Source organism: Herbaspirillum sp. C7C2 (assembly GCF_022627865.1).
Classification (GTDB): Bacteria; Pseudomonadota; Gammaproteobacteria; order Burkholderiales; family Burkholderiaceae_D; genus Herbaspirillum; species Herbaspirillum frisingense.
Genome location: NZ_JABXGI010000020.1, coordinates 54,428 through 76,020, shown reverse-complemented (window position 1 = coordinate 76,020; position 21,593 = coordinate 54,428). Strand labels below are relative to the sequence as shown.

The 21,593-nt window shown below is 65.5% G+C and carries 23 protein-coding genes; 13 read left to right on the top strand and 10 right to left on the bottom strand.

Annotated features, from left to right (window positions below; translation table 11 throughout):
- Positions 1-20: 20 nt before the first annotated feature.
- Complete coding sequence (locus tag HWE04_RS20120) at positions 21-2,516, top strand: DEAD/DEAH box helicase (protein ID WP_241813510.1); 2,496 nt, start codon at positions 21-23, stop codon at positions 2,514-2,516.
- An 8-nt stretch (positions 2,517-2,524) separates the two neighbouring features.
- On the opposite strand, the gene HWE04_RS20115 is transcribed toward HWE04_RS20120, so the two are convergent.
- Positions 2,525-3,967 (bottom strand): MFS transporter, encoded by a 1,443-nt coding sequence (locus tag HWE04_RS20115; RefSeq protein WP_241813509.1) that lies wholly within the window; start codon positions 3,965-3,967, stop codon positions 2,525-2,527.
- A gap of 210 nt (positions 3,968-4,177) precedes the next feature.
- Between HWE04_RS20115 and HWE04_RS20110 the strand changes: the two genes are divergently transcribed.
- The 8 genes from HWE04_RS20110 (at position 4,178) to HWE04_RS20075 (ending at position 9,695) form a co-directional block, all read left to right on the top strand.
- Positions 4,178-4,459 carry a hypothetical protein gene (locus HWE04_RS20110; RefSeq protein ID WP_241813508.1) on the top strand — a complete coding sequence of 94 codons (282 nt, stop codon included), beginning with the start codon at positions 4,178-4,180 and terminating at the stop codon, positions 4,457-4,459.
- 190 nt (positions 4,460-4,649) lie between these two features.
- The gene (locus tag HWE04_RS20105) at positions 4,650-5,243 is read left to right on the top strand and encodes a low affinity iron permease family protein (RefSeq protein WP_241813507.1); all 594 of its coding nucleotides are present in this window, start codon (positions 4,650-4,652) and stop codon (positions 5,241-5,243) included.
- Between the two features lie 17 nt (positions 5,244-5,260).
- Entirely contained in the window at positions 5,261-5,464 is a 204-nt protein-coding gene (locus tag HWE04_RS20100) for a hypothetical protein (RefSeq protein WP_146012837.1), read from the top strand.
- A 434-nt stretch (positions 5,465-5,898) separates the two neighbouring features.
- Positions 5,899-6,159 (top strand): DUF4148 domain-containing protein, encoded by a 261-nt coding sequence (locus HWE04_RS20095; protein WP_006461204.1) that lies wholly within the window; start codon positions 5,899-5,901, stop codon positions 6,157-6,159.
- A 154-nt stretch (positions 6,160-6,313) separates the two neighbouring features.
- Entirely contained in the window at positions 6,314-6,538 is a 225-nt protein-coding gene (locus HWE04_RS20090) for a hypothetical protein (RefSeq protein ID WP_006461205.1), read from the top strand.
- A 135-nt stretch (positions 6,539-6,673) separates the two neighbouring features.
- Positions 6,674-7,537: a cysteine hydrolase gene (locus tag HWE04_RS20085; RefSeq protein WP_241813506.1), complete on the top strand. Its 864-nt coding sequence runs from the start codon at positions 6,674-6,676 to the stop codon at positions 7,535-7,537.
- A 249-nt stretch (positions 7,538-7,786) separates the two neighbouring features.
- Positions 7,787-8,725, top strand: coding sequence for a LysR family transcriptional regulator (locus tag HWE04_RS20080; protein WP_006461207.1), 939 nt, complete (start codon positions 7,787-7,789; stop codon positions 8,723-8,725).
- Between the two features lie 49 nt (positions 8,726-8,774).
- Positions 8,775-9,695 (top strand): ornithine cyclodeaminase family protein, encoded by a 921-nt coding sequence (locus tag HWE04_RS20075; RefSeq protein ID WP_241813505.1) that lies wholly within the window; start codon positions 8,775-8,777, stop codon positions 9,693-9,695.
- 112 nt (positions 9,696-9,807) lie between these two features.
- Here the strand turns inward: HWE04_RS20075 and HWE04_RS20070 are convergent, their stop codons facing one another.
- Positions 9,808-10,713 carry a DMT family transporter gene (locus HWE04_RS20070; RefSeq protein ID WP_102662834.1) on the bottom strand — a complete coding sequence of 302 codons (906 nt, stop codon included), beginning with the start codon at positions 10,711-10,713 and terminating at the stop codon, positions 9,808-9,810.
- Positions 10,714-10,932: 219 nt separating this feature from the next.
- On the opposite strand from HWE04_RS20070, the gene HWE04_RS20065 reads away from it, so the two are divergent.
- Positions 10,933-11,556 carry a glutathione S-transferase family protein gene (locus HWE04_RS20065; protein ID WP_241813504.1) on the top strand — a complete coding sequence of 208 codons (624 nt, stop codon included), beginning with the start codon at positions 10,933-10,935 and terminating at the stop codon, positions 11,554-11,556.
- Positions 11,557-11,828: 272 nt separating this feature from the next.
- Here the strand turns inward: HWE04_RS20065 and HWE04_RS20060 are convergent, their stop codons facing one another.
- Positions 11,829-11,981, bottom strand: coding sequence for a hypothetical protein (locus HWE04_RS20060; protein ID WP_166758000.1), 153 nt, complete (start codon positions 11,979-11,981; stop codon positions 11,829-11,831).
- 111 nt (positions 11,982-12,092) lie between these two features.
- The gene (locus tag HWE04_RS20055) at positions 12,093-13,181 is read right to left on the bottom strand and encodes an NADH:flavin oxidoreductase/NADH oxidase (protein ID WP_077234889.1); all 1,089 of its coding nucleotides are present in this window, start codon (positions 13,179-13,181) and stop codon (positions 12,093-12,095) included.
- Positions 13,182-13,306: 125 nt separating this feature from the next.
- Here HWE04_RS20055 and HWE04_RS20050 point away from each other — a divergent pair, with 125 nt between their 5' ends.
- Entirely contained in the window at positions 13,307-13,639 is a 333-nt protein-coding gene (locus HWE04_RS20050; RefSeq protein ID WP_241813503.1) for an ArsR/SmtB family transcription factor, read from the top strand.
- A 1-nt stretch (position 13,640) separates the two neighbouring features.
- On the opposite strand, the gene HWE04_RS20045 is transcribed toward HWE04_RS20050, so the two are convergent.
- Positions 13,641-14,072 carry a hypothetical protein gene (locus HWE04_RS20045; protein WP_006461217.1) on the bottom strand — a complete coding sequence of 144 codons (432 nt, stop codon included), beginning with the start codon at positions 14,070-14,072 and terminating at the stop codon, positions 13,641-13,643.
- 185 nt (positions 14,073-14,257) lie between these two features.
- Between HWE04_RS20045 and HWE04_RS20040 the strand changes: the two genes are divergently transcribed.
- Positions 14,258-14,779 carry a GNAT family N-acetyltransferase gene (locus tag HWE04_RS20040; protein WP_006461218.1) on the top strand — a complete coding sequence of 174 codons (522 nt, stop codon included), beginning with the start codon at positions 14,258-14,260 and terminating at the stop codon, positions 14,777-14,779.
- A 93-nt stretch (positions 14,780-14,872) separates the two neighbouring features.
- Here HWE04_RS20040 and HWE04_RS20035 read toward each other — a convergent pair whose 3' ends face one another.
- Positions 14,873-16,549, bottom strand: coding sequence for a DUF3300 domain-containing protein (locus HWE04_RS20035; RefSeq protein WP_241813502.1), 1,677 nt, complete (start codon positions 16,547-16,549; stop codon positions 14,873-14,875).
- 385 nt (positions 16,550-16,934) lie between these two features.
- Complete coding sequence (locus tag HWE04_RS20030) at positions 16,935-17,363, bottom strand: hypothetical protein (protein WP_241813501.1); 429 nt, start codon at positions 17,361-17,363, stop codon at positions 16,935-16,937.
- Between the two features lie 262 nt (positions 17,364-17,625).
- Here HWE04_RS20030 and HWE04_RS20025 point away from each other — a divergent pair, with 262 nt between their 5' ends.
- Complete coding sequence (locus HWE04_RS20025) at positions 17,626-18,513, top strand: LysR family transcriptional regulator (protein WP_077234892.1); 888 nt, start codon at positions 17,626-17,628, stop codon at positions 18,511-18,513.
- Positions 18,514-18,521: 8 nt separating this feature from the next.
- On the opposite strand, the gene HWE04_RS20020 is transcribed toward HWE04_RS20025, so the two are convergent.
- The 3 genes from HWE04_RS20020 to HWE04_RS20010 are packed head-to-tail and all read right to left on the bottom strand — an operon-like array spanning position 18,522 to position 21,593.
- A complete protein-coding gene (locus tag HWE04_RS20020) occupies positions 18,522-19,532 on the bottom strand; it encodes an SIS domain-containing protein (RefSeq protein WP_241813518.1) in 1,011 nt (336 codons plus the stop codon).
- Positions 19,525-20,652, bottom strand: coding sequence for an N-acetylglucosamine-6-phosphate deacetylase (nagA, locus tag HWE04_RS20015; protein WP_241813500.1), 1,128 nt, complete (start codon positions 20,650-20,652; stop codon positions 19,525-19,527). Before nagA ends, HWE04_RS20020 begins: the two co-directional genes overlap by 8 nt.
- Positions 20,649-21,593: a BadF/BadG/BcrA/BcrD ATPase family protein gene (locus HWE04_RS20010; RefSeq protein ID WP_241813499.1), complete on the bottom strand. Its 945-nt coding sequence runs from the start codon at positions 21,591-21,593 to the stop codon at positions 20,649-20,651. Before HWE04_RS20010 ends, nagA begins: the two co-directional genes overlap by 4 nt.

Below are 21,593 nucleotides of genomic sequence, written 5' to 3'. Positions count from 1 at the left end.
TGCTCGCGAAGCGCCCTACAATGGCCGCTTTGCCCAACTTCCCTGGTCGCATGCCCAGTCCGCCTTCTCCTTCTCCCAGTGCCTTCCATCCGCGCCTGACCCTGCAGTCCCTCACCCGTGGCGAGGGGCTGCTGGGCATGCGCGCCCATGGCCTGTTCGGGCCACGTGGAGCCCTGGTCACGGTGGCGCAGATCGACTGGGTCTATGGCGATGGGGCGCAGCGCTGGAGCACGCCGGCGCCGACAGGTCACGCCGAGGACGAAGCCGGCTACACGCCGGCCCACATCGTGCGCGATCCCCAGGCCGAAGCACTGGCGCTGGAGACCATCCGCGACATGGGCCTCTTGCCTCTGCGCGAAGATGCCCTGCAATGGCGCGCCAGCAATCCGCTTTACGACACCGGCCCGTTCTGGACGCTGGTGCAGGAAGAATTCTTCGGCGACTTCTGGGCCGACCAGGCGCCGCGCCTGCAACAGATGGGCTGGGTCTTGCGCCTGCGCCCCGGCTTCGCCCACGAGAGCGTGCCGGTGAGCGCCTGGCGCATCATCGTCAGCCCCGACACCGGTGAAGTCGTCAGCCGCGAAGTGGCCGCGCCCCTGTTGCCCCGTGCCTTTTCCAGCGAAGTCTTCGATGGCCTGGATCCGACCGGCCGCTGGTTGCTGTCCATCGGCATCGACGTCGATGGGCAATCCATGGATGTGGCGCCGATGGTGGCCGACCTGCTGCGGCGCGACCCGCGCTGGGCCGATGCGCAGCAGGTCGAGCGCATGGACCCGCATGCGGTGATTTCCCTGCGCGCTCCCGGCGGGCGACGCATCGATGCCATGGCCGGTCCGCTCAAGGCGGTGGTGCTGGCCTTGCTCGATCTGCTGATCGACCTCAAGCGCCAGGACGGTCCGCTGCGCCTGACCCCCTGGGATGCGCACCGCCTCGACAGCCTGCATGGCGCGCTGCAGGCCCTCGATGGCGGCCAGCCCTGGCATATGAGCGGCGCGACCGGCGTGCTGCAACTGGCGCAGCGCCTGCGCGCCGCCGGCAGCGTCCTACCGGTGGCCGCACCCGAGGGGCTGGGTCTGCGCCTGCGCGGCTACCAGCTGCAAGGTGTGGCCTGGATGCAATACCTGCGTGAGCACGGCCTGGCCGGCATCCTGGCCGATGACATGGGCCTGGGCAAGACCGCCCAGGTGCTGGCCCACCTGCTGATCGAGCAGCAGGCCGCTCGCCTGGACCTGCCGGCGCTGGTAGTGGTACCGACCTCGTTGTTGTTCAACTGGCAGCAGGAGGCGCAGCGCATTGCGCCGGCACTGCGCGTGGTGGTGCTGCACGGGGACGACCGCGCCCGCCACGTCGCCACGATTGCCGCCGGCCAGGCCGACCTGGTGCTGACCACCTACCCCTTGCTGTGGCGCGACCTGGATGCGCTGCTGTCCTTGCGTTTTCACCTGCTGGTGCTGGACGAGGCCCAGACCGTCAAGAATGCCGGCGCCCGTAGCGCCGCCGCCGCGCGCCGACTGCATGCCCGCCATCGTCTCTGCATGACCGGCACGCCGCTGGAAAACCATCTGGGTGAGCTGTGGAGCCAGTTCCATTTCCTGATGCCGGGCTTTCTCGGCGATGCGCGCAGCTTTGCGCGGCTGTGGCGCAAGCCCATCGAACAGCAGGGCCAGACCGTACGCGCGCGACTGCTGGCGCAGCGGGTACGCCCCTTCATCCTGCGCCGGCGCAAAGAAGACGTGCTGCAGGAATTGCCGGCCCGCATCGAGATCGTCGAGCGCCTGCAACTGCAGGGGCGCCAGCGTGAGCTCTACGAAAGCGTGCGCGTGGCCGCCGACAAGCAGGTGCGGCGCGCCCTGGAACGGCGCGGCCTGGGCAGTGTGCAGGTCAGCGTGATGGATGCACTGTTGAAGTTGCGCCAGGTCTGCTGCGACCCCTACCTGCTCAAGCAGGGACGCATGCCCCAGGGGCTGGAGCGCGCCAAGATCGAGTGGTTGCGCGATACCCTGCCGGCGCTGGTGGCCGAGGGGCGCAGCATCCTGGTGTTCTCGCAGTTCACCAGCATGCTGCGGCTCATCGACAGCGAGCTGCAGGCCTTGCAGCTGCCCTGCCTGATGCTGACCGGCGACACCGAACCGGCTGCCCGTGGTGCCATGATTGAACGCTTCCAGGCACAACAGGTGCCGCTCATGCTGGTGAGCCTGAAGGTCGGCGGCGTGGGCCTGAACCTGACCGCTGCCGATACCGTGGTGCTGGTCGATCCCTGGTGGAATCCTGCCGTGGAAGAGCAGGCCATTGCCCGCGCCCATCGACTGGGTCAGACGCGCCAGGTGTTCGTCTACAAGCTGGTCATCGAGGGCAGTATCGAAGAGCGCCTGCTGGAGCTGCAGGCGCGCAAGTCGGCCCTGGCCGAAGGCATGCTGGGGCGGGATGACACCACCACCATCAAGTTCGGCGAAGAAGAATTGCAGGCCCTGCTGGCGCCCCTTGGAGCGGGCATCGCCGAGAAGGTCCTGGCCTAGCGGGAAGATCAGTCCTTCCACTCCGCCACGTCTTCCAGCGTGCGCCGTTCCGCATCCACCGCCCAGCGCAGCGCGCAGGCACCCGCCAGCAGGGCCAGGCATGCGCCCAGCGCATAACCCGCCGCTACCGCATGACGGTCGCCGCTGGCGATGAGCCAGCCCAGCAGCAGCGGCGCGATGAATCCCCCCACCCCGGTCCCGATGGCATAGAAGATCGAAATGGCCATGGCCCGCATGCGCAGCGGGAATACCTCGCTGGCCGTGAGATAGGCCGAACTGGCCGCCGCCGATGCCACGAAGAACACCGCGCTCCAGCACAGCGCCAGCCCGAGCGCATCGAGCAGGCCGGCCTGGAAGGCCCAGGCGGTGGCCGCCAGTCCGGCGCCGGAGAGCAGGTAGGTGGCGGCGATCATGCGACGCCGGCCGATGCTGTCGAACAGATGGCCCAGCACCAGCGGCCCCAGCACATTGCCCAGCGCGAAGGGGAAGATGTAGAGCGCCACACGGTGGTCCGGCACCTGGAAGAAGCGCGTCAACACCAACGCATAGGTGAAGAAGATGGCGTTGTAGACAAAAGCCTGGGCCACCATCATCAGCGCCACCATGAGGCTGCGCTGGCGATAGCGATGCAGCAGCACCTGCGCCATCTCGCGCCAGGACAGCATGCCGCTACCGGTACTGGCAGCCGGCGAGGTATCGGCAGGCAGCGGCGCCGGCAATGGACCGTGTTCAGCCGCGACCTGTGCCTCGATCTCCCGCACCACCTGTTCGGCCTTCTCGTGATGCCCATGCATGAGCAGCCAGCGCGGACTTTCCGGCACATGCCGGCGCACCAGCAGGATGGCCACCGCCAATACCGCCCCCAGCAGGAAGCAGGCGCGCCAGCCCAGCGCCGCACCCAGTACACGCGGGTCCAGGATCACCAGCGACAGGCCCGCGCCCAGTGCCGCGCCGATCCAGAAGCTGGCATTGATGATCAGGTTCACGCGGCCGCGCACCCGCGCCGGCACCAGTTCGTCGATGGCCGAGTTGATGGCCGCGTATTCCCCGCCGATGCCCAGGCCGGTGACGAAGCGGCACAGGGCCAGGAACAGGAAGTCCTGCGCGAAGGCGGTCGCCAGCGTGGCGGCCATGTACAGCGCCAGGGTCAGCATGAACAGGCGCTTGCGCCCCAGGCGGTCGGTCAGGCGCCCGAACAGCAATGCCCCCAGCACCGTGCCGGCGATGTAGAGCGAGCCGGTCCAGCCGACCTGCGCCGCATCCAGCCCCAGCGTATCGGAGCGTTCGAGGACGCTGCCCAGTGAGCCGACCAGCGTGACTTCCAGCCCGTCCAGGACCCAGGCCACGCCCAGTGCAATGACCACGCGCCAGTGCCAGCGCGACCATGGCAGGCGGTCGAGGCGGGCGGGAATGGTCGTGCTGCCGACGTGTGCGGACGAGGGGGCGGACATGGGCGACTCCGGTGGAATGAGCCAACAGCAGAAGGCTGGACGGCAAGACGGCAGACCTTTCCGCTGGCGAGGCGGTTCCTGCGGATGAGCTTGGCCTGTGGCAGGACGGCGACTCAGTCATTTCCTGATGGGCATCGTCGAGTTACACGCCTAAGATCCGTCCATTCCCGATATTCACCCCCCACCCATCCAAACGAGGACAGGCCGCACATGGACTGGATCGACTCCATCATGCAGTACGCCATCTATGCCGCGCTTGCGCTGTGCATGGGCGGGCTGGTGGCGGCCATCGTGCTGTTCATCGCGCTGGAACGACGCTGGCAGGAACGCGTGGCCGAAGATGTCGAGGAGCTGGCCATCCGCGTGCAGTCCGAGCATGCGCGCGACGGCCTGCCCCAGCATCCCTGGGAGGAATTGCGCAACCGCATCGGCGAGATGCAGATCGTGGCCGAGGAATCCGACCGTCCAATTCCCTACAAGAACGTGGCCTGAGCGCTGGGCTGCCTGCTTTCCTACAGCAGGGATGGCGCTTGTCTGCTTTGCGGTGGGTGGCTACCGCAGAGATACTCTCGCTCATTCCCGGCATGGGTCTGCGCCATCAGTCTGCACTCCTGAGTTTGCACTCCTGATTTCGCGCCCCTTGCCGCAACAACAAGGAGATTGCGGGAGGAGACAGCGCATCATGAAAGCCACCAAGCACCCCGGATCGGCCACGCCTGCCGATGCCGGTCTTTCCGAAACCTTCCATCATTTCAGCGAAGCCTGCGCGCATGCGGTGGGCAGTTCCTGGACCTTCGTCCTGGCGCTCGGTGTGGTGCTAGTCTGGGCCATCACCGGTCCGATGTTCGACTACTCCGACACCTGGCAACTGCTCATCAATACCGGCACCACCATCGTGACCTTCCTGATGGTCTTCCTGATCCAGAACGCCCAGAACCGCGACGCCCAGGCGACGCAGCTGAAGCTGGATGAATTGATCCGCGCCGTCAAAGGGACCCGCAAGCAGATGATGGATGCCGAAGACCTGTCCGACGACGAGCTATCCCGCCTGAAGGAAGAATTCGCGCGCATGGGAGAGCACCCTGACGACCCGGTGCGCCAGCGCCTGCGCCGCTCCCTGGGACGTGGCGCGGTAGCGCGCACGATTTCCTCCACGGGTGACGTCCAGGATCAGCCCCGACCCGCCGTCGCAGCGCAAAGGCGCGAGCGGCCGGCCCAACGTCAGCACGAGGAATACACCCGTCCGCTGCGCGCCAGTCAGCGCCAGTGGACCTGAGCGATGAGGAGACCATTATGAGCATGCATCCCGCCGATCCCACCAAGCCCGATAACGCCCTCGAGGATCATCCCGATCCGCGCCACACCCCTGAGCAGGAGACTGTTCCTGCACCACTGGATGGCGCGCCTGCCAAGGGCCGCACCGTGCTCAAGCCCGGTGGCCTGTCCGAGGCCGAACAACTGCTGGAGCAGCAGAAGCTGGATCGCTCGGCTCGCTAGGACCTGTTCACGCGGCTGTCCCCGACGTTTTCATCTGCGTGCAGGCCCCTGGCCTGCGACGTACCAGTCTGCCTGCGCTCTGCAGCGGCCTGGCGCTGTCCTCTGCGCGGCCCTCGCTACCGTCGTGACGGCGTAGCGGTAGAGACTATTACTGTTGCGACTATTACCTATCGCTTCGATAGTCCCTGACGATTGTTCCAGATCGCGGAACACTCAATTCTCTCTGGCATGGTTTTTCTTCGCGCCGCTCTTCCGTAGACTTCAGTCCATCGATGAACGACATCGCAACGCCCCAAACGAGGCGGTGGCGACGGAGTTCTAGAGAGCGGCACATGTGTCCCATTCGCTCCACCGAAACATGTACCCAACATTGCCTGTGCATCACCAAACTGTATTTAACCCGATTGAACTTAACTGTACCCAAGGAGAACATCATGTCCGCAAAGACCATCATCGCAGCAGTCCTGGCCCTGTCCGCTTCGTCCGTCGCTTTCGCTGAAGCCCAGTATCCGGTTGACCAAGCCTTCGTTTCCCACACCACCCGTGCCGAAGTCAAGGCCGACCTGGCACGTGCCCAGCAACAAGGCCTGGCCAACCAGCCTGACTCGGTGTTCCCGGTGATCAGCAACGGTCCCGCCAAGAGCGAAGTGCAGACCGCCGGTCGTGCCGCTGCTTCGACCTACGCTGGTGCCTGATGCAGGGCATGCGGATGCAAGGTCATCCCGATTCATCCGATGACCGCGCATCCCGCCTCGCTGGCCTGCCAGGCTGATTGAAGCAGGCAGTCAAAGCAAGCCAAAGCAAGTCAAAGCAAGTTAGAGCAAGTACAACAACAAAGAGGAAATCATCATGTTGCAGCAAGTGTTCTCGCGTGGCCTGTCCTTCTATCCACGGATCTATCTGCAGTTTGCCGCTCTGGTCGGTTTGCTGATTGCAGCAGAGTTCAGCCTGAGCACGCTGTCCATGATGTTGACCCAGCGCGCCGTGTACCGCGTCTCGCAACGCGTGCGCCACCGTCGTGAAGCCCGGCGCCAGGAGCGCTGTGAACATATCGACGGTAACTGTTGTGCCTGAGGGGCCCACACAACCTCGCTACTGACGAAAACGGCGCGCCTTCAACGGCGCGCCGTTTTCGTTGCGGCTGCCGCCTGGCGCGCAGTGTTCTACACTCTGGGGACAGTGACTGCCTGCCGCCCTTCGGAGCCCCTCATGAAACGCAACTTCCATCTGCTTGTCATCGATCCGCAAAACGATTTCTGCGATCTCCCCGCCAGCTACCTGCCGGCTGACCCGATCAGCGGCGACCTGCTACGTCCGGCGCTGCCCGTGGCTGGCAGCCATGCCGACCTGCAGCGCGTGGCCGGGCTGATCGACCAGGGCGGGGCCGGGCTCTCTGCCATCAGCATCACCCTCGACGCCCACCACCGCCTCGACATCGCCCATCCCACTTTCTGGCAGAGCAGCGAGGGCGCGCCGGTCGCACCCTTCACCCAGATCGAGGCGGCCCAGGTGCGCGCCGGCCTCTACCGGCCGCGCGACCCGCAGGCACTGGCGCGCAGCCTGGCCTACCTGGATGCGCTGGAAGCAGCCGGCCGCTACCGCCTCATGATATGGCCGGTCCACTGCGAGATCGGCAGTTGGGGTGCCGCCGTGCATGCCGATGTGCGGGCCGCCTACAACCGCTGGGAAGATGCGCACCTGGGCCAGGTCACCAAGCTCGGCAAGGGCAGCAATCCCTGGACCGAGCATTATTCGGCGGTGATGGCCGAAGTCCCCGATGCCGACGATCCCGCCACCCAGCTCAACCATGGCTTCATCGCCCGCCTGGTCGAGGCTGACCGCGTCTACATCACCGGCGAGGCCGGCAGCCATTGCGTGCGCGCCACCACCGAACACATCGTGGCCCAGCTGGATGAGGCCGCTCGCATGCGCCTGGTGCTGGTCACCGACTGCATGAGTCCCGTGACCGGCTTCGAGGCGCACTACCAGCAATTCCTGCAAGCCATGTCGGCAGCCGGTGTACGTCTGGCCCGCGCCGACGAAGTCTTGTCCGAACTGCAAGCCAACGCCTGAGCGCCAGCGCCCATGGCGGCTGCCGGCTCGTCTTTCGCCATCGCCTGTCACAGATCCAGATCGGCCGCAACCGGGCGCCCGGCGCGACTTATGCCAAAATGGCATGGGACGTCGGCGGTGCCGTTTCGGTATAGTTGCCGCCAAGGGAGAGGGCGACTGCGATGCCGATGGCATGCGGCGCACACCGCGCCACGCGCGCGCAAACACCATGCCGCCCATCCGGCGCGGCATGCCAAAGGGGTGGCAAGCATGGAAATCAAATGGGTGGAAGACTTTCTGTCGGTGGTCGACACGCTCAACTTCAGCCGTTCGGCCAAGTTGCGCAATGTCACGCAACCGGCCTTCGGACGCCGCATCCGCTCGCTGGAAACCTGGCTGGGCGCCGAACTGTTCGATCGTTCTTCCTACCCCTGTACCCTGACCCCGGCAGGCGAGTCCTTCGTGCCCATCGCCAAGGAAATGCTGAACCAGTCCATGCAGGCCAGGCTGGTACTGCGCGGCCAGCTGGCCGGTGCGCAATCGGCGGTGCGCTTCGCCATGCCGCATACGCTGCTGCTGACAGTCTTCCCCAAGCTGCTCTCCGAGATCGAAAAGAAGATCGGCGCCATCTCCACCACCGTGATGGCCGGCAACGTCCACGATGCCGTGATGGCGCTGGTGGAGCGCAACTGCGACCTGCTGATCTGCTACGACCACCGGCAGCAGGGCATCGCCCTCGATACCGAGCGCTACGCCGTACTCTCGCTGGGCAAGGAGCCGCTGCGCCCCTATGTGAAAACCCTGCCCAGCGGCCTGCCCAAATATGTCCTCCCTGGCACGCCCAATGATCCACAACCCTTCCTCAGCTATTCGCCGTATTCGTCGCTGTCGCGCATCGTCGAGAAGGCCCTGCATTCCAGTCCACGCCGCGTGCATCTGTTCCGCCGTTTCGAGACCGACCTGGCCGAGGGTTTGAAGAGCATGGCCGTGGAAGGCCACGGCATCGCCTGGCTGCCCGCCAGCGCGGTGGCCCGCGAGATCGCCGAGGGCAAACTGACCCTGGCCATCGCGCCCAATGACAGCGAGGCGCTGGAACAGGGGCTGTGGTGCGAAGAGATGGATATCCGCGCCTACCGTCGCCTGGATGGCGCCAATCCCGACATCGACCGCATCTGGAATTACCTCAAGTCCGAGCACGGCGCGCAGTGAGCCTGCCCTGCCCGGACCTCCCACGCCTGAACATCACAAGGATCTACCGATGAAATTTCTCACCAACCAGCAGATCAGCGAACTGCTGACCACCGAAGACGCCATCGCCTCCATGCGCGAAGCCTTCGCCCATGCCGCCGAAGGCGCCCACCAGGGGCGCGTGCGCACCAGCGCTTCCAATGGCGTGATGCTGTCGATGATGGGTGCGGTCATTCCGGCCGCCGGCATCGCCGGTGCCAAGGTGTACACCACCATCAAGGGCCAGTTCAAGTTCGTCATCCAGCTGTTCTCCACCGAGACCGGGGCGCCGTTGTGCACCATCGAGGGCGACACCATGACCGGCCTGCGTACCGCAGCGGCCACCGCCGTGGCCTGTGATGCGCTGGCGCGACCGGATGCGCAGGTGCTGGCCGTGATCGGCACCGGCGTGCAGGCGCGCTCGCACATCCCGGCGCTGCTGCAGGTCCGCCCATTCAAGGAAGTCCTGATCGCCGGCCAGTCGGGCCAGCAGGAACTGGCCGAGGAAGTTACCCGTACCCTGGGCGTGCCGGCGCGCGCGGTCGGAATCGACGAGGCCGCTGCCCAGGCCGACGTGCTGGTGACAGTGACCCGCGCCGCCACCCCCCTGTTCGATGGCCAGCTGTTGCGCCCCGGTACCTTCGTGGCCGCCGTCGGCGCTTCCAAGGCCAATGTGCGTGAGCTGGATGACGTGGCCATCGGCCGCGCCGCTGCCCTCTTTGTCGAATGGAAACCACAGGCCCAGCAGGAAGCCGGCGACCTGGTGCAATGCGCGCCGGGCGTGTTCGACTGGGCCGAGGTGATGGAACTGGCGCAGGCAGTCGACGGCAGCATGGCCTATCAGCGCAAGCCCGAGGACATCGTCATCTACAAGGCCATCGGCATCGGCCTGGAAGACGTGGCCCTGGCCGGCCTGGCCTATCGCAAGGCCTGCGCCCGCTACGGCTGGTAAGCCCGGGCCGGCAGGTGACTGCCGGTCAATACCTCGCGGGAAATACGCACAAGCAAAAAGGCGCTGCAGAATCTGCAGCGCCTTTGTCTTGTCCACAGCCGTCGGCCTGTCCTCAGACGGTGGCCTTGGCCTGTGGTGGCTTGACGCTGGCCGCCGGCTTGGCGCGCAGCGCCGTGGCGGTTGCCACCAGCACGATGGCGATCCCGGCCACGGTGCCCAGGGTCACTGGTTCATCCAGCAGCAGCCAGGCCCACAGCGACGCCGTCATCGGCACCAGGAAGGTGACGGTGATGGCCTTGGTCGCGCCCTCGGCGGCGATCAGCTGGAAGAACAGCGCATAGGCAATCCCGGTACAGACCACGCCCAGCACCAGTACAGCCAGCAGCGCCGGCGCGGTGCCGGCCTCCAGCGCATGCGGCACCGACGGTGCGGCCAGCGGCAGCAGGCACAGGGCGGCGGCGAACTGGCTGCCGGTCGCCATGGCGATGGGGGAGATGCCACCGGCGCGCATGCGCGTAAACGTGGCGGCAAAGCCATAGCTGACCGCCGCACCCATGGCCGCCAGCACCCCGGCGATGACCAGGAAATCGGCCGGCGCCGGGCCGATGCCCACCAGCACCGCCACGCCAACCAGGCCCAGCACGAAGGCGGCACCGCGCAACAGGCTGAGCCGCTCACCCATCAGCAGGAAACCGAACATGGCCGTAAACACCGGCGCCAGCGAATTCATCGTCGCCATGTAGGAGGAAGGAATGTGCAGCGCCGACCACGCAAACAGCGCGAAGGGCAGGGCGGTATTGAACACGCCGATCACCAGGTAGGGCAGCCAGTTCTTGCGCCACTGCAGCGGAACGCCGCGCACGCGGGCAAAGGCCAGCAGCGACAGCGTGGCCAGCGAGGCGCGGCCGAAGGTGGTCAGCATGGGGCCGAAGACGGGCGCGGCAATGCGCATGAGCATGAAGCTGGTGCCCCAGATGGCGGCCAGCAACAACAGTTTGGCGATATTGGAGGAGGACATGGAGATAAGGCGTCGCGTCGCGGGGCAGCGCCATGGAGGGCCGGTCGGATGATGATTGTACGGCGACCGGCCCCTGGCCGTCCCGGTACAGTTGCGTGCTTTGCACCGTGCCACTTGGCCGCCCGCAACAGTGGCTGCCGATACGGCCGGGCAACTGTACATGTCGCCCCGTGCGCCGTGCTGATAATCTTGGGCAGATTGACAACAGGGAGGGCAGCGATGCTGAAAATCTACGGGCGCGACAATTCCATCAACGTACGCAAGGTGCTGTGGGCCTGTGCCGAACTGGGCATCGCCTTCGAGCGGGAAGACTGGGGCGCCGGCTTTCGTCCCACCAGCGAAGCAGGCTTCCTGGCCATGAATCCCAATGCGATGGTGCCGGTGATCGACGATGATGGTTTCGTGCTGTGGGAATCCAATAGCATCCTGCGCTATCTGGCCGCGCAACATGGCGGCAGCGTGCTCTATCCGGCCGCGCCACGCGAGCGCGCCCGCATCGACCAATGGCTGGACTGGCAGGCCAGCGACCTCAACCGCAGCTGGAGCTATGCCTTCATGGCCCTGGCCCGCAAGTCGCCCGAGCATGGTGATGCACAACAGGTAGCGGCCTCCATCACCGGCTGGACCCGTTTCATGCAGGTGCTGGAACAGCAGTTGCAGCACAGCGGCGGCTACGTTGCCGGAGCGGACTTCACGCTGGCCGACATTGCGGTCGGCCTGTCGGTGAACCGCTGGTTCGGTACACCCTTCGAGCATGCGCCCTTGCCGGCGGTGGCGGCTTATTTCGAACGCCTGACCGAGCGCCCAGGCTTTCGCACCTACGGCCGCAACGGCATGGCCTGAAGGCGGCGGGCGCGGTACACTGCGGCCTTGCGCTTTTTACCGCGTCCCCCATAGCCCTTTGCAGGACCACCATGGCCACCCGAAAGAAAAAACTGCTGTTCCTCGCCGCCTTCCTGGGCTGCCTGCTGCTGGCCAGCGTTCCGCTGCTGAGTCTGTTGTTCTACTGAACACAATTCCGGACCCGCAGCTTTTCATCCTCACCAAAAAAACGCCCCTTGGTCAAAGACCAAGGGGCAACACCAGATCCACTTCCACCTGCCTGCAAACCGACGTCAGACCGGCAGACGCTGTCCCGGCAGGCGGATATTGCGCGCCAGCGGGTGATGCTGCCATTTCGCCTCGGCAAACAGATAGATGCCCAGGGACGAAAAGGCGACGGTCGCCAATGCGGAAAGAACGACGGTCAGCAGGTAGGTGGTGAACATGGTGATCTCCTCAAGACGATGTCATCTTAGGAAATCCCCCGTCCGTTGGCTTTAGTGATTTTCCCTAGAAAACCACGAGACCGCTCAGGGAAATCCCGAGCGGCAGGCACCTCAATAACGTTCCAGCCAGTGCGCATAGGGCGCCGGCAGTGTCCACGAGGGACGATCCACGCCCAGTTCCCGCGCCGCCTGGTAGGGCCAGTGCGGATTGACCAGGTGCGAACGGCCGACCATCACCAGGTCCAGCTGCTCTTCCTTGACCGCACGTTCGGCCAGCTCGGGCGTGCCGAAGCCCCAGGCCGACGAGACCGGCACGCCGGCTTCTTCACGCACGCGCCTGGCGATCGGGCCGAGGAAGGCCGGACCCCAGGGGATCTGGACCTCGGGGATGGTAAAGCCCATGGTCACGCTGATCATGTCCATGCCGCTGGCCTTGAATTGACGGACCAGGGCGATCGATTCCAGCAGCGTCTGTTCATCGCGGCCGTCGTATTCCAGCACGCCGAAACGCACGGTCAGGGGCAGCCTTTCCGGCCATACCTCGCGCACCGCACGCAGGGTTTCCAGCAGGAAACGGGCGCGATTCTCGACGCTGCCGCCATAGATGTCATCACGCTGGTTGGAATGTGCCGAGAAGAAACTCTGCGCCAGGTAACCGTGGGCGAAGTGCAGTTCCAGCCATTCGAAGCCGGCATCGCGGGCGCGGATGGCCGCGTCCACGAAGTTCTGGCGCACCCGTGCGATGTCGTCCAGGCTCATGGCCTTGGGGACCTTGGGCAAGCCCTTGCCATAGGCGATGGCCGACGGGGCCAGGGTGTCCCAGCCACGGGCGTCGTCGGCGGCGATGTGGTCGTCACCTTCCCATGGACGGTTGGCGCTGGCCTTGCGGCCGGCATGGGCGATCTGGATGCCGGGGACCGCACCGGCGGCCTTGATGGCTTGCACCACCGGCACGAAGGCCTGCGCCAGTTCGTCCGACCAGATGCCGGTGCAGCCCGGGGTGATGCGGCCCTCGGGGGCCACGGCGGTGGCTTCCACGATCACCAGGCCGGCGCCACCGCGGGCGATGCCGGCGTAGTGCGACAGATGCCATTCGTTGGCCTTGCCGTCCACCGCCATGTACTGGCACATGGGTGGCACGGCGATGCGGTTGCGCAGGTTCAGCTCCTTGAGCTTGAAAGGGGTAAAGAGAGCGGACATGGGGCGTTTTCTTGTCAGGGTTCAATGAGGGAGCACCAGGCGTCGGGACCGCGGACGCCTGTTTCGTTGGTTCGAAAATATTCGAACTATGGAAGGAGTATAACCCAGGGTGTATCATCCTGCAGATGCGTCCCTACAAACATCCCGAGATTGCCGAGTTCGTGCTGGAGCGCGTTCTCTACGCGCTGAGCGATTCGATCCGCCTGGAGATCGTGCGCCATCTCGACCGCGTGGAATGCGCGACCTGCGGCGAACTCGATGGCGGGCGCCCCAAGTCCACCGTCTCGCACCACTTCAAGGTCTTGCGCGAGGCCGGACTGGTGCGCACCGAGAGCAACGGCACCACTCACATCAACACCCTGCGCAGCGCCGATATCGAACAGCGTTTCCCCGGCCTGCTCAGTGCCATCCTGGCGCAATCGGACAAGCTGCCGGCGCGCCGCCGCAAGGCGACCTAGGTTAAAGCCGGCCTGCCGCGATATCGGCGTCCACTGCCCGGAAGGCGCTGGCCATGGCATGTTCCTCGGCCTCCACCATGGTATTGCCACGGAAGTCGTCGCACGTCACGCGGCGGAAGGCGACCGGATTGTCATTGCGATGCAGCTGGTAGTTGCCGACCCAGCTACCGTCGATCTGCTCGGTGCTGCTCACGCGGATGAAGTAGCCATGATGTTCGGCCACATCGTTGTCGAGCTGGGTATCGATCAGCGCCCGCGCATAGGCGACCCCGGCCACCTGCGCCGCCGCCAGCGAAGCGAAGGGATTGCCGCGCAGGCCGGGTGCCGGTTCGCCGTCGATGCGGACCGAACAGATCACGTCGCCGTTTCTTTGCTGCGTGCTCTCCACGCTGATGTGCTTGCCGCGATAGGTGGCGCCGTAGGGTTGATTCATGTTGAAGATGTCGAGAAGGCGCTGAGGGTGACCAATACAGGACTATAAGCCCTTTGCCCACTCGCTGTCGCCCCACCCGCCAGGCGGCCGCCGAGGCACTGCCCATCTTGAGCTACACTGTGGGCTCATCTATTCCCCCTTTCCCATTCCCCATTTCTCATTACCGCAAGCCAGCCGCCCACATCATGCAGATCCGCGACGCCACCCCCGCCGATATCCCCGCCATCACCCTGATCTTCAATGACGCCGTGGTCAATACCACCGCCATCTGGAGCGATACCCAGGTCGATGAAAAGAACCGCCATGACTGGCTGGCCGCACGCCGTCAGCTCGGCTACCCGGTGCTGGTGGCGGTGAACGGCGACCAGGTGCTGGGCTATGCCAGCTTCGGTGACTGGCGCCCGTTCGACGGCTTCCGCCATTCGGTGGAACACTCGGTCTATGTCCACAAGGAGCATCGTGGTGAAGGCCTGGGCGTGGCGCTGATGCAAGCGCTCATCCCGCGTGCACGCGCCGTGGGCAAGCATGTGATGGTAGCGGCCATCGATGCCAGCAATGTCGGTTCCATCGCCCTGCACAAGAAGCTGGGCTTCGACCAGGTCGGTCATATGCCCCAGGTCGGTACCAAGTTCGGCAAGTGGCTTGATCTGGTTTTCCTGCAACTGACGCTGGACCAGCGCAGCGATCCCGACCGTCTTCCGGGCTGATCGCCATCGTTGATGGTCTTCTCTGACCAAGCAAGCAACAGGGCCGCTCTTGAGCGGCCCTGTTGCTTGCTGCATGGCAGGAAGAGTCAGCGCTCAGCCATTGTGCTTTTCGGCTTCATGCCGTTCATTGCCTCGTTTGTCCTCCTCATGCCGCGCCGGCTCGTGCTTCTGGGCGGCATGCTGCTCTGACGCATGTTCATGCGCAGCGGCCTCATGTCTTTCGGCAGGCGCCTGCTGGGGGTGGACCGGCCGGTTTTCCTGGCGGGCTTCCGGCCTGGCGGCTGCCTGCTGATGGGCCGGCACAGCCTCCTTATGCTCGGCGGGATGGGCCGGCTGGGCGCGCGCGGCTTCCTGCTTCAAGGCCAGCGCCTGACGCTGCTCGGCCTGTTGCCGTTCCTGTTGAGCCGCATTCTGCTGCGCTTGCTGATGTTCACGGGCGGCCTGCTGTTCCATCTCCTGATGCTGGCGTGCCGCGTTGGCCTGGGCAGCTTGCTTCTGCTCGGCTTCCTGGTGGTGGAGATCGGCGGACTGCACTGGCGACTGCGGGTGTTGCGGCTGTGGTTGCGGATGGACTGCCGGCATCGCACCGGCATGCGCATCGTTGGCCGTGAAGTGCGGCATGCTCATGCCGGCCTGGCGGTTGGCCGCTTCCGGATGATTGTCGATGCGGGTCTGGTCGCGGCTGATGTTGCGCTCGTCCACGTTGCTGACATTGCGCACATTGCTGACATTGTTGATATTACTGACGTTGTTGTTCACAACCCGGTTGTTGTTGATGGTCACATTGTTGTTGGTCACGCGATTGATCACCGTGGTCGAGTGCGAGACATAGGTGGTGTTCCGGTACACCACCGCCGGACGCTGCCATCCCGGAGCGGACTGTGCGCCCGCCGGTGAACCGCCCCAGTGCATGCCCCAGTCGTGCCAGCCCCAGTCGGCGTGGTGGCTGATGGCTTCGCCCACGAAGATGCCCACCCCGAACGACAGGGCCCCTACGACCACTTCATTGCTCACCCGGCTGGGCGGGCGATACGCGTAACCCGGATAGACCGGCACCGGCGGACCATAGACCACCGCCGGGTTGTAGCTCGGTACATAGACGGTATCGGGCTGGCTGGATTCGATGACGATGGTCTGCGGCGGCGGCGCAATCACCGGCGCGCCGGCATAGACTGGAACCGGCTCCGGTGTCGACACGGGTGCCTGGCTCTGGCTGCTGCGCACCGTGGTGGAGACCCGCAGCTGCGAGGAATTCTTCAGGTTGCCGGCCTGCTGGGCGCGCAGTCGCAGTGCCTGGATGGCGTTCATGACGTCGTTCGGATCATTGACGAAGGCGTCACCCAGGGCCCGCGTCCAGTCCGGATTGGCCGCCATCTGCGAGAGCACCGCCGGGAACATGGTCAGTGATTTCACGCTGACATCCCAGGGCTGTCGGTCCTCGGCGGCCTGCAGGATGTCGCCCTTGAGCGCGGCGTTCTGTCCCACCCACTGGTTGGCCGCGATGATCTGGTCGGGATAGGTGGAACCGGCCAATACCTGGGCCACCAGCTTGTCGGGAAACAGCGCGATGGGCGCCACCATCTGTGACAGTTGGGCTGCCGTGGGTGGCACGTAGGCCGGCGCGCTCGCAGCAGTGGGCGTGGCCGACGCTGCCGCATTGGGTGGTGCAGTGTCGGCATTGTCCTTCTTCTCGCAGGCCGAGAGTGCCAGCACGGCACTCAGGAGCGAAGCGGAAACGATGATGGCGCGATGTCTGTTTCTTGTTGTCATGATCTGGTCCTCGATCCGGCATGGATGATGGGAACGGTGGGGGGGATTGCCTGGATAGCCTTGATAACGACACGCCGCACTGCGCAGTTGACGATCAAATTGTGATGGGATGTAACGGCGAAGGGAGGTGTCAGATTTCTAAGTTTGAGAGACCTGATCAAGAAAGGTTCATGCTCAAGAAGAAGGATGAATGCTGGGGAGAATTTGATGGATCGCTGACAAATAGCTGACTGGAAGCCGCGTCCATATTGACTTTCGGAAGCATGCTGGTGTCAGTGCTTTGTCAGGAAAATAAAAAAAGGCAGACCGGATCGGCCTGCCTGAAAGAACCACAAGGAGAGAAAAACTTAGTTTACGAAGCCGGAAAAATTCCTGGAATCCACTCTCACCGGCACTCGGTCATGTAGCGCGATTCCAGCCGGGCGCGTTCGCCATATTCGATGGAGCCCGGGCCGGTCATGGTGAAGCGGCCGTCGCGCAGGGTGCCGGGGGTGGGGTCGCGTTGCACGCTGCTCGGTTCGTTGGTGCGGGCACGCTCGGCCTGCATGCGCAGGGTGCGGCAGGACGAGGATTCGCTGCTGGCGGCCACTTGCATCATGGCGCCACTACCGTTGCCACTGGCCGCACTCATCCCGTTGCCACTGGTCGATTGCAGTGCCGTGCGCACCATGGCGCGGTGCGGCGACAGGGCCTGCTCCAGCGCGCTGTCGGAGGCGGCGTAGGCGGTGTTGCTGAAGGCCGAAGCGAACACGGCCAGGGTGCCGATGGCGGCGATGCTGCACAGGGTGGACAGGGTGCGGAAGGATGGGCGCATGATGATTTCCTCGGTCAGGGTGGGGGACTTGGTCTGCTTGCCCCTTGCCTGTCTGGCGTTGGGCTGGCATGGACGTAGTCTGCGTGTGCCCGGTTGACCCAGGATGTCAGTAGCGGCCTCCAATATTTCAATTGAAATTTTCAATTGAAGTGTCAGTGCATGAAGTTGTGTTGCCCAGCTGCCGGTCCGTGCAATGATGGTGTGCCGGATGCATGAAGTAAAATCCGTCTATCCCAACCATCCATGAGTTCCATTCATCATCATGCTGGACCGCATCCACCTCTCCATCGTCCAGGAAGTCGAGCGCCAGGGCTCGCTCACCGCTGCTGCCGGTGTCCTGCATGTGACCCAGTCGGCCCTGAGCCACAGCATGAAGAAGCTGGAACAGCAGCTGGGTACCGACATCTGGCTAAGGGAGGGGCGTCATCTGCGTCTGACCCAGGCTGGCCAGTACCTGCTGGCGGTCGCCAACCGCGTGCTGCCGCAACTGGCCCTGGCCGAGGAAAGGCTGCGCCAGTTCGCCCAGGGCGAGCGTGGCGCCTTGCGCATCGGCATGGAATGCCATCCCTGTTACCAATGGCTGTTGAAGGTGGTGTCGCCCTATCTGGCGGCCTGGCCGGACGTGGATGTGGACGTCAAGCAGAAATTCCAGTTCGGTGGCATCGGCGCCCTGTTCGGCTACGAGATCGACCTGCTGGTCACGCCCGATCCGCTGGACAAGCCGGGTCTGGTGTTCGAGCCGGTGTTCGACTACGAGCAGGTGCTGGTGGTGGCAGCCGACCATCCGCTGGCCGCGGCCGACTATGTCAAGCCACGTCAGTTGAACAATGAAGTGCTGGTGACCTACCCGGTGCCGGTGGACCGGCTCGATATCTATACCCACTTCCTGGCGCCGGCCGGAGTCGTGCCGCGCCGGCACAAGACCATCGAGACCACCGACATCATGCTGCAGATGGTCGCCAGCGGGCGCGGTGTGGCGGCCCTGCCGCGCTGGCTGGTGCTGGAGTATGCGGAGCAGATGGCGGTGGTGCCGGTGCGCCTGGGCAAGCAGGGCATCGCCAAGCACATCTACCTGGGTGCGCGCGAAAGCGATGTCGACATCGACTACCTGCGCGCCTTCATCGAGGAAGCGCGCCAGGCGCAGGCCTGAGAGGATCGTCAGCTGGTCCGGGTCACCTTGTTGAGGTGGCGCGGCCGGTCCGCATCCATGCCCCGTGCCGCCGACAATTGCGCCGCCATCACGTAGAAGGCCTGGATGGCGACGATCGGGTCCAGGTCCGGCGTGGCCGCCACCGGCAGGGTGAGATCACGCTCCACCACATCCTGCGGCGCGGCCAGCAGCACCCTGGCACCGCGCACGCGCATCTCGGCGGCCAGCGCCAGCATGCCGGCCTGGGCCGGACCGCGAGGGGCGAACATCAGCAGCGGATACCCCTCCTCGATGAGCGCCATCGGCCCGTGCTTGATCTCGGCGCCGCTGAAGGCTTCGGCCTGGATGGCGCAGGTCTCCTTACACTTGAGCGCGGCCTCCAGCGCCAGCGGGAAGCCGGTGCCACGGCCCACCACCATGATGCGACTGGCCGGCGCCAGCACTTCGATCGCTTCTGACCAGTCGCATCGGGTGGCCGTCTCCAGGGCTTGCGGCAACTGCCCCAGGGCGTCCAGCAGCGCGGCATCGTCCTGCCAGTGCGCTGTCAACAGGGCGCCGGCCACCAGGCTGGCGATGAAGCTCTTGGTGGCGGCCACGCTCGACTCCATGCCCGCATGCAGCGGCACGCTCCACTCGGCCGCCGTCGCCAGCGGTGAATCGGCATGGTTGACCAGCGCCACCGTGGTGGCGCCATGGGCGCGGAAATAGCGCAGCGGTTCCACCACATCCGGGCTCTGTCCCGACTGCGAGATGGCGATGGCCAGAGCATTGCGCACCAGTAGCGGCGCCTGGTTCAGGGTCACCAGCGACATCGGCAGCGAGGCCACGATATGCCCCAGGCGCGCCATGACGAGGTAGGCGCAATAGGCGGCCGCATGATCCGAGCTGCCACGCGCCACCGTGACCACGTTGGTGGGCGGTGTGGCGCGCAGGCGGGCGCCCAGTTCGGCATAGCGCTGCTGGTCGCGGGTCAGCTGCTGCGCCACATGGCGGGTGGCCGAACGGGCTTCTTCAAGCATCAGCGAGGTCAATCTCTTCTCCTTCCACATAGACAGCCTTGATGGCGAAATGTCGGTCCAGCACCACTACGTCGGCATGGCAACCGGTGGCCAGGCGGCCACGGTCGGACAGACCCAGATAATCGGCGGCATAGGTCGAGGTGCGTAGCGAGGCTTCGGCCACGTCCATGCCCAGCGTGATCAGGTTGCGCAGTGCCTGGTCCATGGTCAGCACGCTGCCGGCCAGGGTGCCGTCATCCAGTCGTACGCCGCCGGCGCACTTGTGCACCACCTGCCGGCCCAACGCGTAGTCGCCATCGGGCATGCCGGCGGCGGCCGTGGAATCGGTCACGCAGAACAGGCGCGGGATGGCACGCAGGGCGGCACGGATGGCACCCGGGTGGACATGCAGCAGATCGGGGATCAGCTCGGCATAGGTGGCATGTGCCAGCGCCGCGCCCACCATGCCGGGGGCGCGGTGATGGAAGCCGCTCATGGCATTGAACAGGTGGGTGAAGCCCGAGGCACCGTGTGCCAGCGCGGCCACGCCATCGTCATAGCTGCCGGCGGTATGGCCGATCTGTACCTTCATGCCGCGATGGGCCAGCTTGCAGACCAGCTTCAGGTGACCATCCACCTCGGGCGCGATGGTGATGAGCTTGAGCGGCGCCAGGCTGTTGAGGTAATCCACCTGCTCCAGCGAGGCTTCGATGGCAAAGTCGGGTTGCGCGCCCAGCTTGCCGGGATTGATGTACGGCCCTTCCAGATGCACCCCCAGCACCCGCGCCTGCCCCGGCTGGCGGCTGCCGCAGGCATCGGCGATGGCACGCAGGGCCACTTCCAGTTCCTCCAGCGGCGCCGTCATGGTGGTGGCCAGCAGGCTGGTGGTGCCGTGCCGCGCATGCAGGCGCGACAGCACCTGCACGGCATCGCCGCCTTCCATGACGTCACGCCCGCCCCCACCGTGCACGTGCAGGTCGATGAAGCCGGGCAGGATGTAGTCGCCCTCGTCGATGACGCGTGGTTCGCGGCGCAGCGGCCGGCCGTCGATGGCGCGGATGCGCTGGTCGAAGACCATGTTGCCCTGGATCCAGCCTTGCGAGGTCAGCACGTTGCCGTGCAGTTGGGTCGGTGCGTTCATGCCGGGGTTTCCTTTGGGTTTTCCGCTGGATTCTTCTGCTGCTGCTGCCGGGCGCGTTGTGCCAGCAACAGCGCACCGCCGGCGGCATCGGCTTGCGCCGGGACGATGCGCGCCTGCAGGCGTTGATCGAGGTAGGGTTGCAAGGCCGCCGCCAGCCCGCCGCACAGCGCCAGCGGCAGGCGCTGCGCCGGGTCCAGGGTGGCGATCATCAGGCCGATCTCGGCCGCTGCCGCCTGCAGGATGTCGCGGGCTGCCGCGTCCTGCGCAGCATGCATGACCACCGGCCGGGCAGCGCGGGCAAAGGCCGCCTGGTCGGCCTGGGCCAGCCAGTCCAGCAAGGTGGCGCGTTCTTCATTGGCCGTGGCGGCGGGGAGTTCGGCGCGACACAGTGCCAGCACCGCCTCGGCCAGGGGCCCACGGGCAGCGCGGCCATCCAGTGCGAGCTGGGCGTGATGCAGGGCGCGCAAGCCCATCCAGGCACCACTGCCGTCATCGCCGCTGGGAAATCCCCAGCCATCGACGATGCGGCGACTGCCGTCGGTGTCCAGGGCCAGCCCGATGGTACCGGTGCCGACCGCGACGATGGCGCCTGGCGCCCCGCCATGCGCGCCCAGCAGTGTGGCCACGCCATCGTTGACGATCTCCAGCGCGCCGAAGGCCGGCGCCATGGCGCGGAAGTCGGCCGACCACTGTGCCACGTTCTCGCCGGCGATGCCGATGCCGACCGCCAGCGCCGCATTGTCCGGCCGCGCCTGGGCGGCTTGCACAAAGACGCGATCGATGGTCTGGCCGATCACCTGCCAGGCCTTGGCCGCGCCGTTGCGCAGTGCCGAGGCGGTGCCGCTGGCTTCCTGCAGTACGCGGCCCTCGGGCGTGGCCAGCCGCACCAGGGTCTTGCTGCCGCCGCCGTCCACCCCGATCAGGTAGGCAATACCGTCCAT

What these genes read in the sequence shown, in the direction of transcription:
- HWE04_RS20110 (WP_241813508.1), top strand. Translation starts at nt 4,178, where the DNA reads ATGGACTGGATCGACTCCATCATGCAGTACGCCATCTATGCCGCGCTT.
- HWE04_RS20035 (WP_241813502.1), bottom strand. Translation starts at nt 16,549, where the DNA reads ATGACAACAAGAAACAGACATCGCGCCATCATCGTTTCCGCTTCGCTC.
- HWE04_RS20105 (WP_241813507.1), top strand. Translation starts at nt 4,650, where the DNA reads ATGAAAGCCACCAAGCACCCCGGATCGGCCACGCCTGCCGATGCCGGT.
- HWE04_RS20020 (WP_241813518.1), bottom strand. Translation starts at nt 19,532, where the DNA reads ATGCTTGAAGAAGCCCGTTCGGCCACCCGCCATGTGGCGCAGCAGCTG.
- HWE04_RS20095 (WP_006461204.1), top strand. Translation starts at nt 5,899, where the DNA reads ATGTCCGCAAAGACCATCATCGCAGCAGTCCTGGCCCTGTCCGCTTCG.
- HWE04_RS20075 (WP_241813505.1), top strand. Translation starts at nt 8,775, where the DNA reads ATGAAATTTCTCACCAACCAGCAGATCAGCGAACTGCTGACCACCGAA.
- HWE04_RS20070 (WP_102662834.1), bottom strand. Translation starts at nt 10,713, where the DNA reads ATGTCCTCCTCCAATATCGCCAAACTGTTGTTGCTGGCCGCCATCTGG.
- nagA (WP_241813500.1), bottom strand. Translation starts at nt 20,652, where the DNA reads ATGAACGCACCGACCCAACTGCACGGCAACGTGCTGACCTCGCAAGGC.
- HWE04_RS20010 (WP_241813499.1), bottom strand. Translation starts at nt 21,593, where the DNA reads ATGGACGGTATTGCCTACCTGATCGGGGTGGACGGCGGCGGCAGCAAG.
- HWE04_RS20080 (WP_006461207.1), top strand. Translation starts at nt 7,787, where the DNA reads ATGGAAATCAAATGGGTGGAAGACTTTCTGTCGGTGGTCGACACGCTC.
- HWE04_RS20025 (WP_077234892.1), top strand. Translation starts at nt 17,626, where the DNA reads ATGCTGGACCGCATCCACCTCTCCATCGTCCAGGAAGTCGAGCGCCAG.
- HWE04_RS20085 (WP_241813506.1), top strand. Translation starts at nt 6,674, where the DNA reads ATGAAACGCAACTTCCATCTGCTTGTCATCGATCCGCAAAACGATTTC.
- HWE04_RS20040 (WP_006461218.1), top strand. Translation starts at nt 14,258, where the DNA reads ATGCAGATCCGCGACGCCACCCCCGCCGATATCCCCGCCATCACCCTG.
- HWE04_RS20100 (WP_146012837.1), top strand. Translation starts at nt 5,261, where the DNA reads ATGAGCATGCATCCCGCCGATCCCACCAAGCCCGATAACGCCCTCGAG.
- HWE04_RS20065 (WP_241813504.1), top strand. Translation starts at nt 10,933, where the DNA reads ATGCTGAAAATCTACGGGCGCGACAATTCCATCAACGTACGCAAGGTG.
- HWE04_RS20115 (WP_241813509.1), bottom strand. Translation starts at nt 3,967, where the DNA reads ATGTCCGCCCCCTCGTCCGCACACGTCGGCAGCACGACCATTCCCGCC.
- HWE04_RS20030 (WP_241813501.1), bottom strand. Translation starts at nt 17,363, where the DNA reads ATGCGCCCATCCTTCCGCACCCTGTCCACCCTGTGCAGCATCGCCGCC.
- HWE04_RS20045 (WP_006461217.1), bottom strand. Translation starts at nt 14,072, where the DNA reads ATGAATCAACCCTACGGCGCCACCTATCGCGGCAAGCACATCAGCGTG.
- HWE04_RS20090 (WP_006461205.1), top strand. Translation starts at nt 6,314, where the DNA reads ATGTTGCAGCAAGTGTTCTCGCGTGGCCTGTCCTTCTATCCACGGATC.
- HWE04_RS20050 (WP_241813503.1), top strand. Translation starts at nt 13,307, where the DNA reads ATGCGTCCCTACAAACATCCCGAGATTGCCGAGTTCGTGCTGGAGCGC.
- HWE04_RS20120 (WP_241813510.1), top strand. Translation starts at nt 21, where the DNA reads ATGGCCGCTTTGCCCAACTTCCCTGGTCGCATGCCCAGTCCGCCTTCT.
- HWE04_RS20060 (WP_166758000.1), bottom strand. Translation starts at nt 11,981, where the DNA reads ATGTTCACCACCTACCTGCTGACCGTCGTTCTTTCCGCATTGGCGACC.
- HWE04_RS20055 (WP_077234889.1), bottom strand. Translation starts at nt 13,181, where the DNA reads ATGTCCGCTCTCTTTACCCCTTTCAAGCTCAAGGAGCTGAACCTGCGC.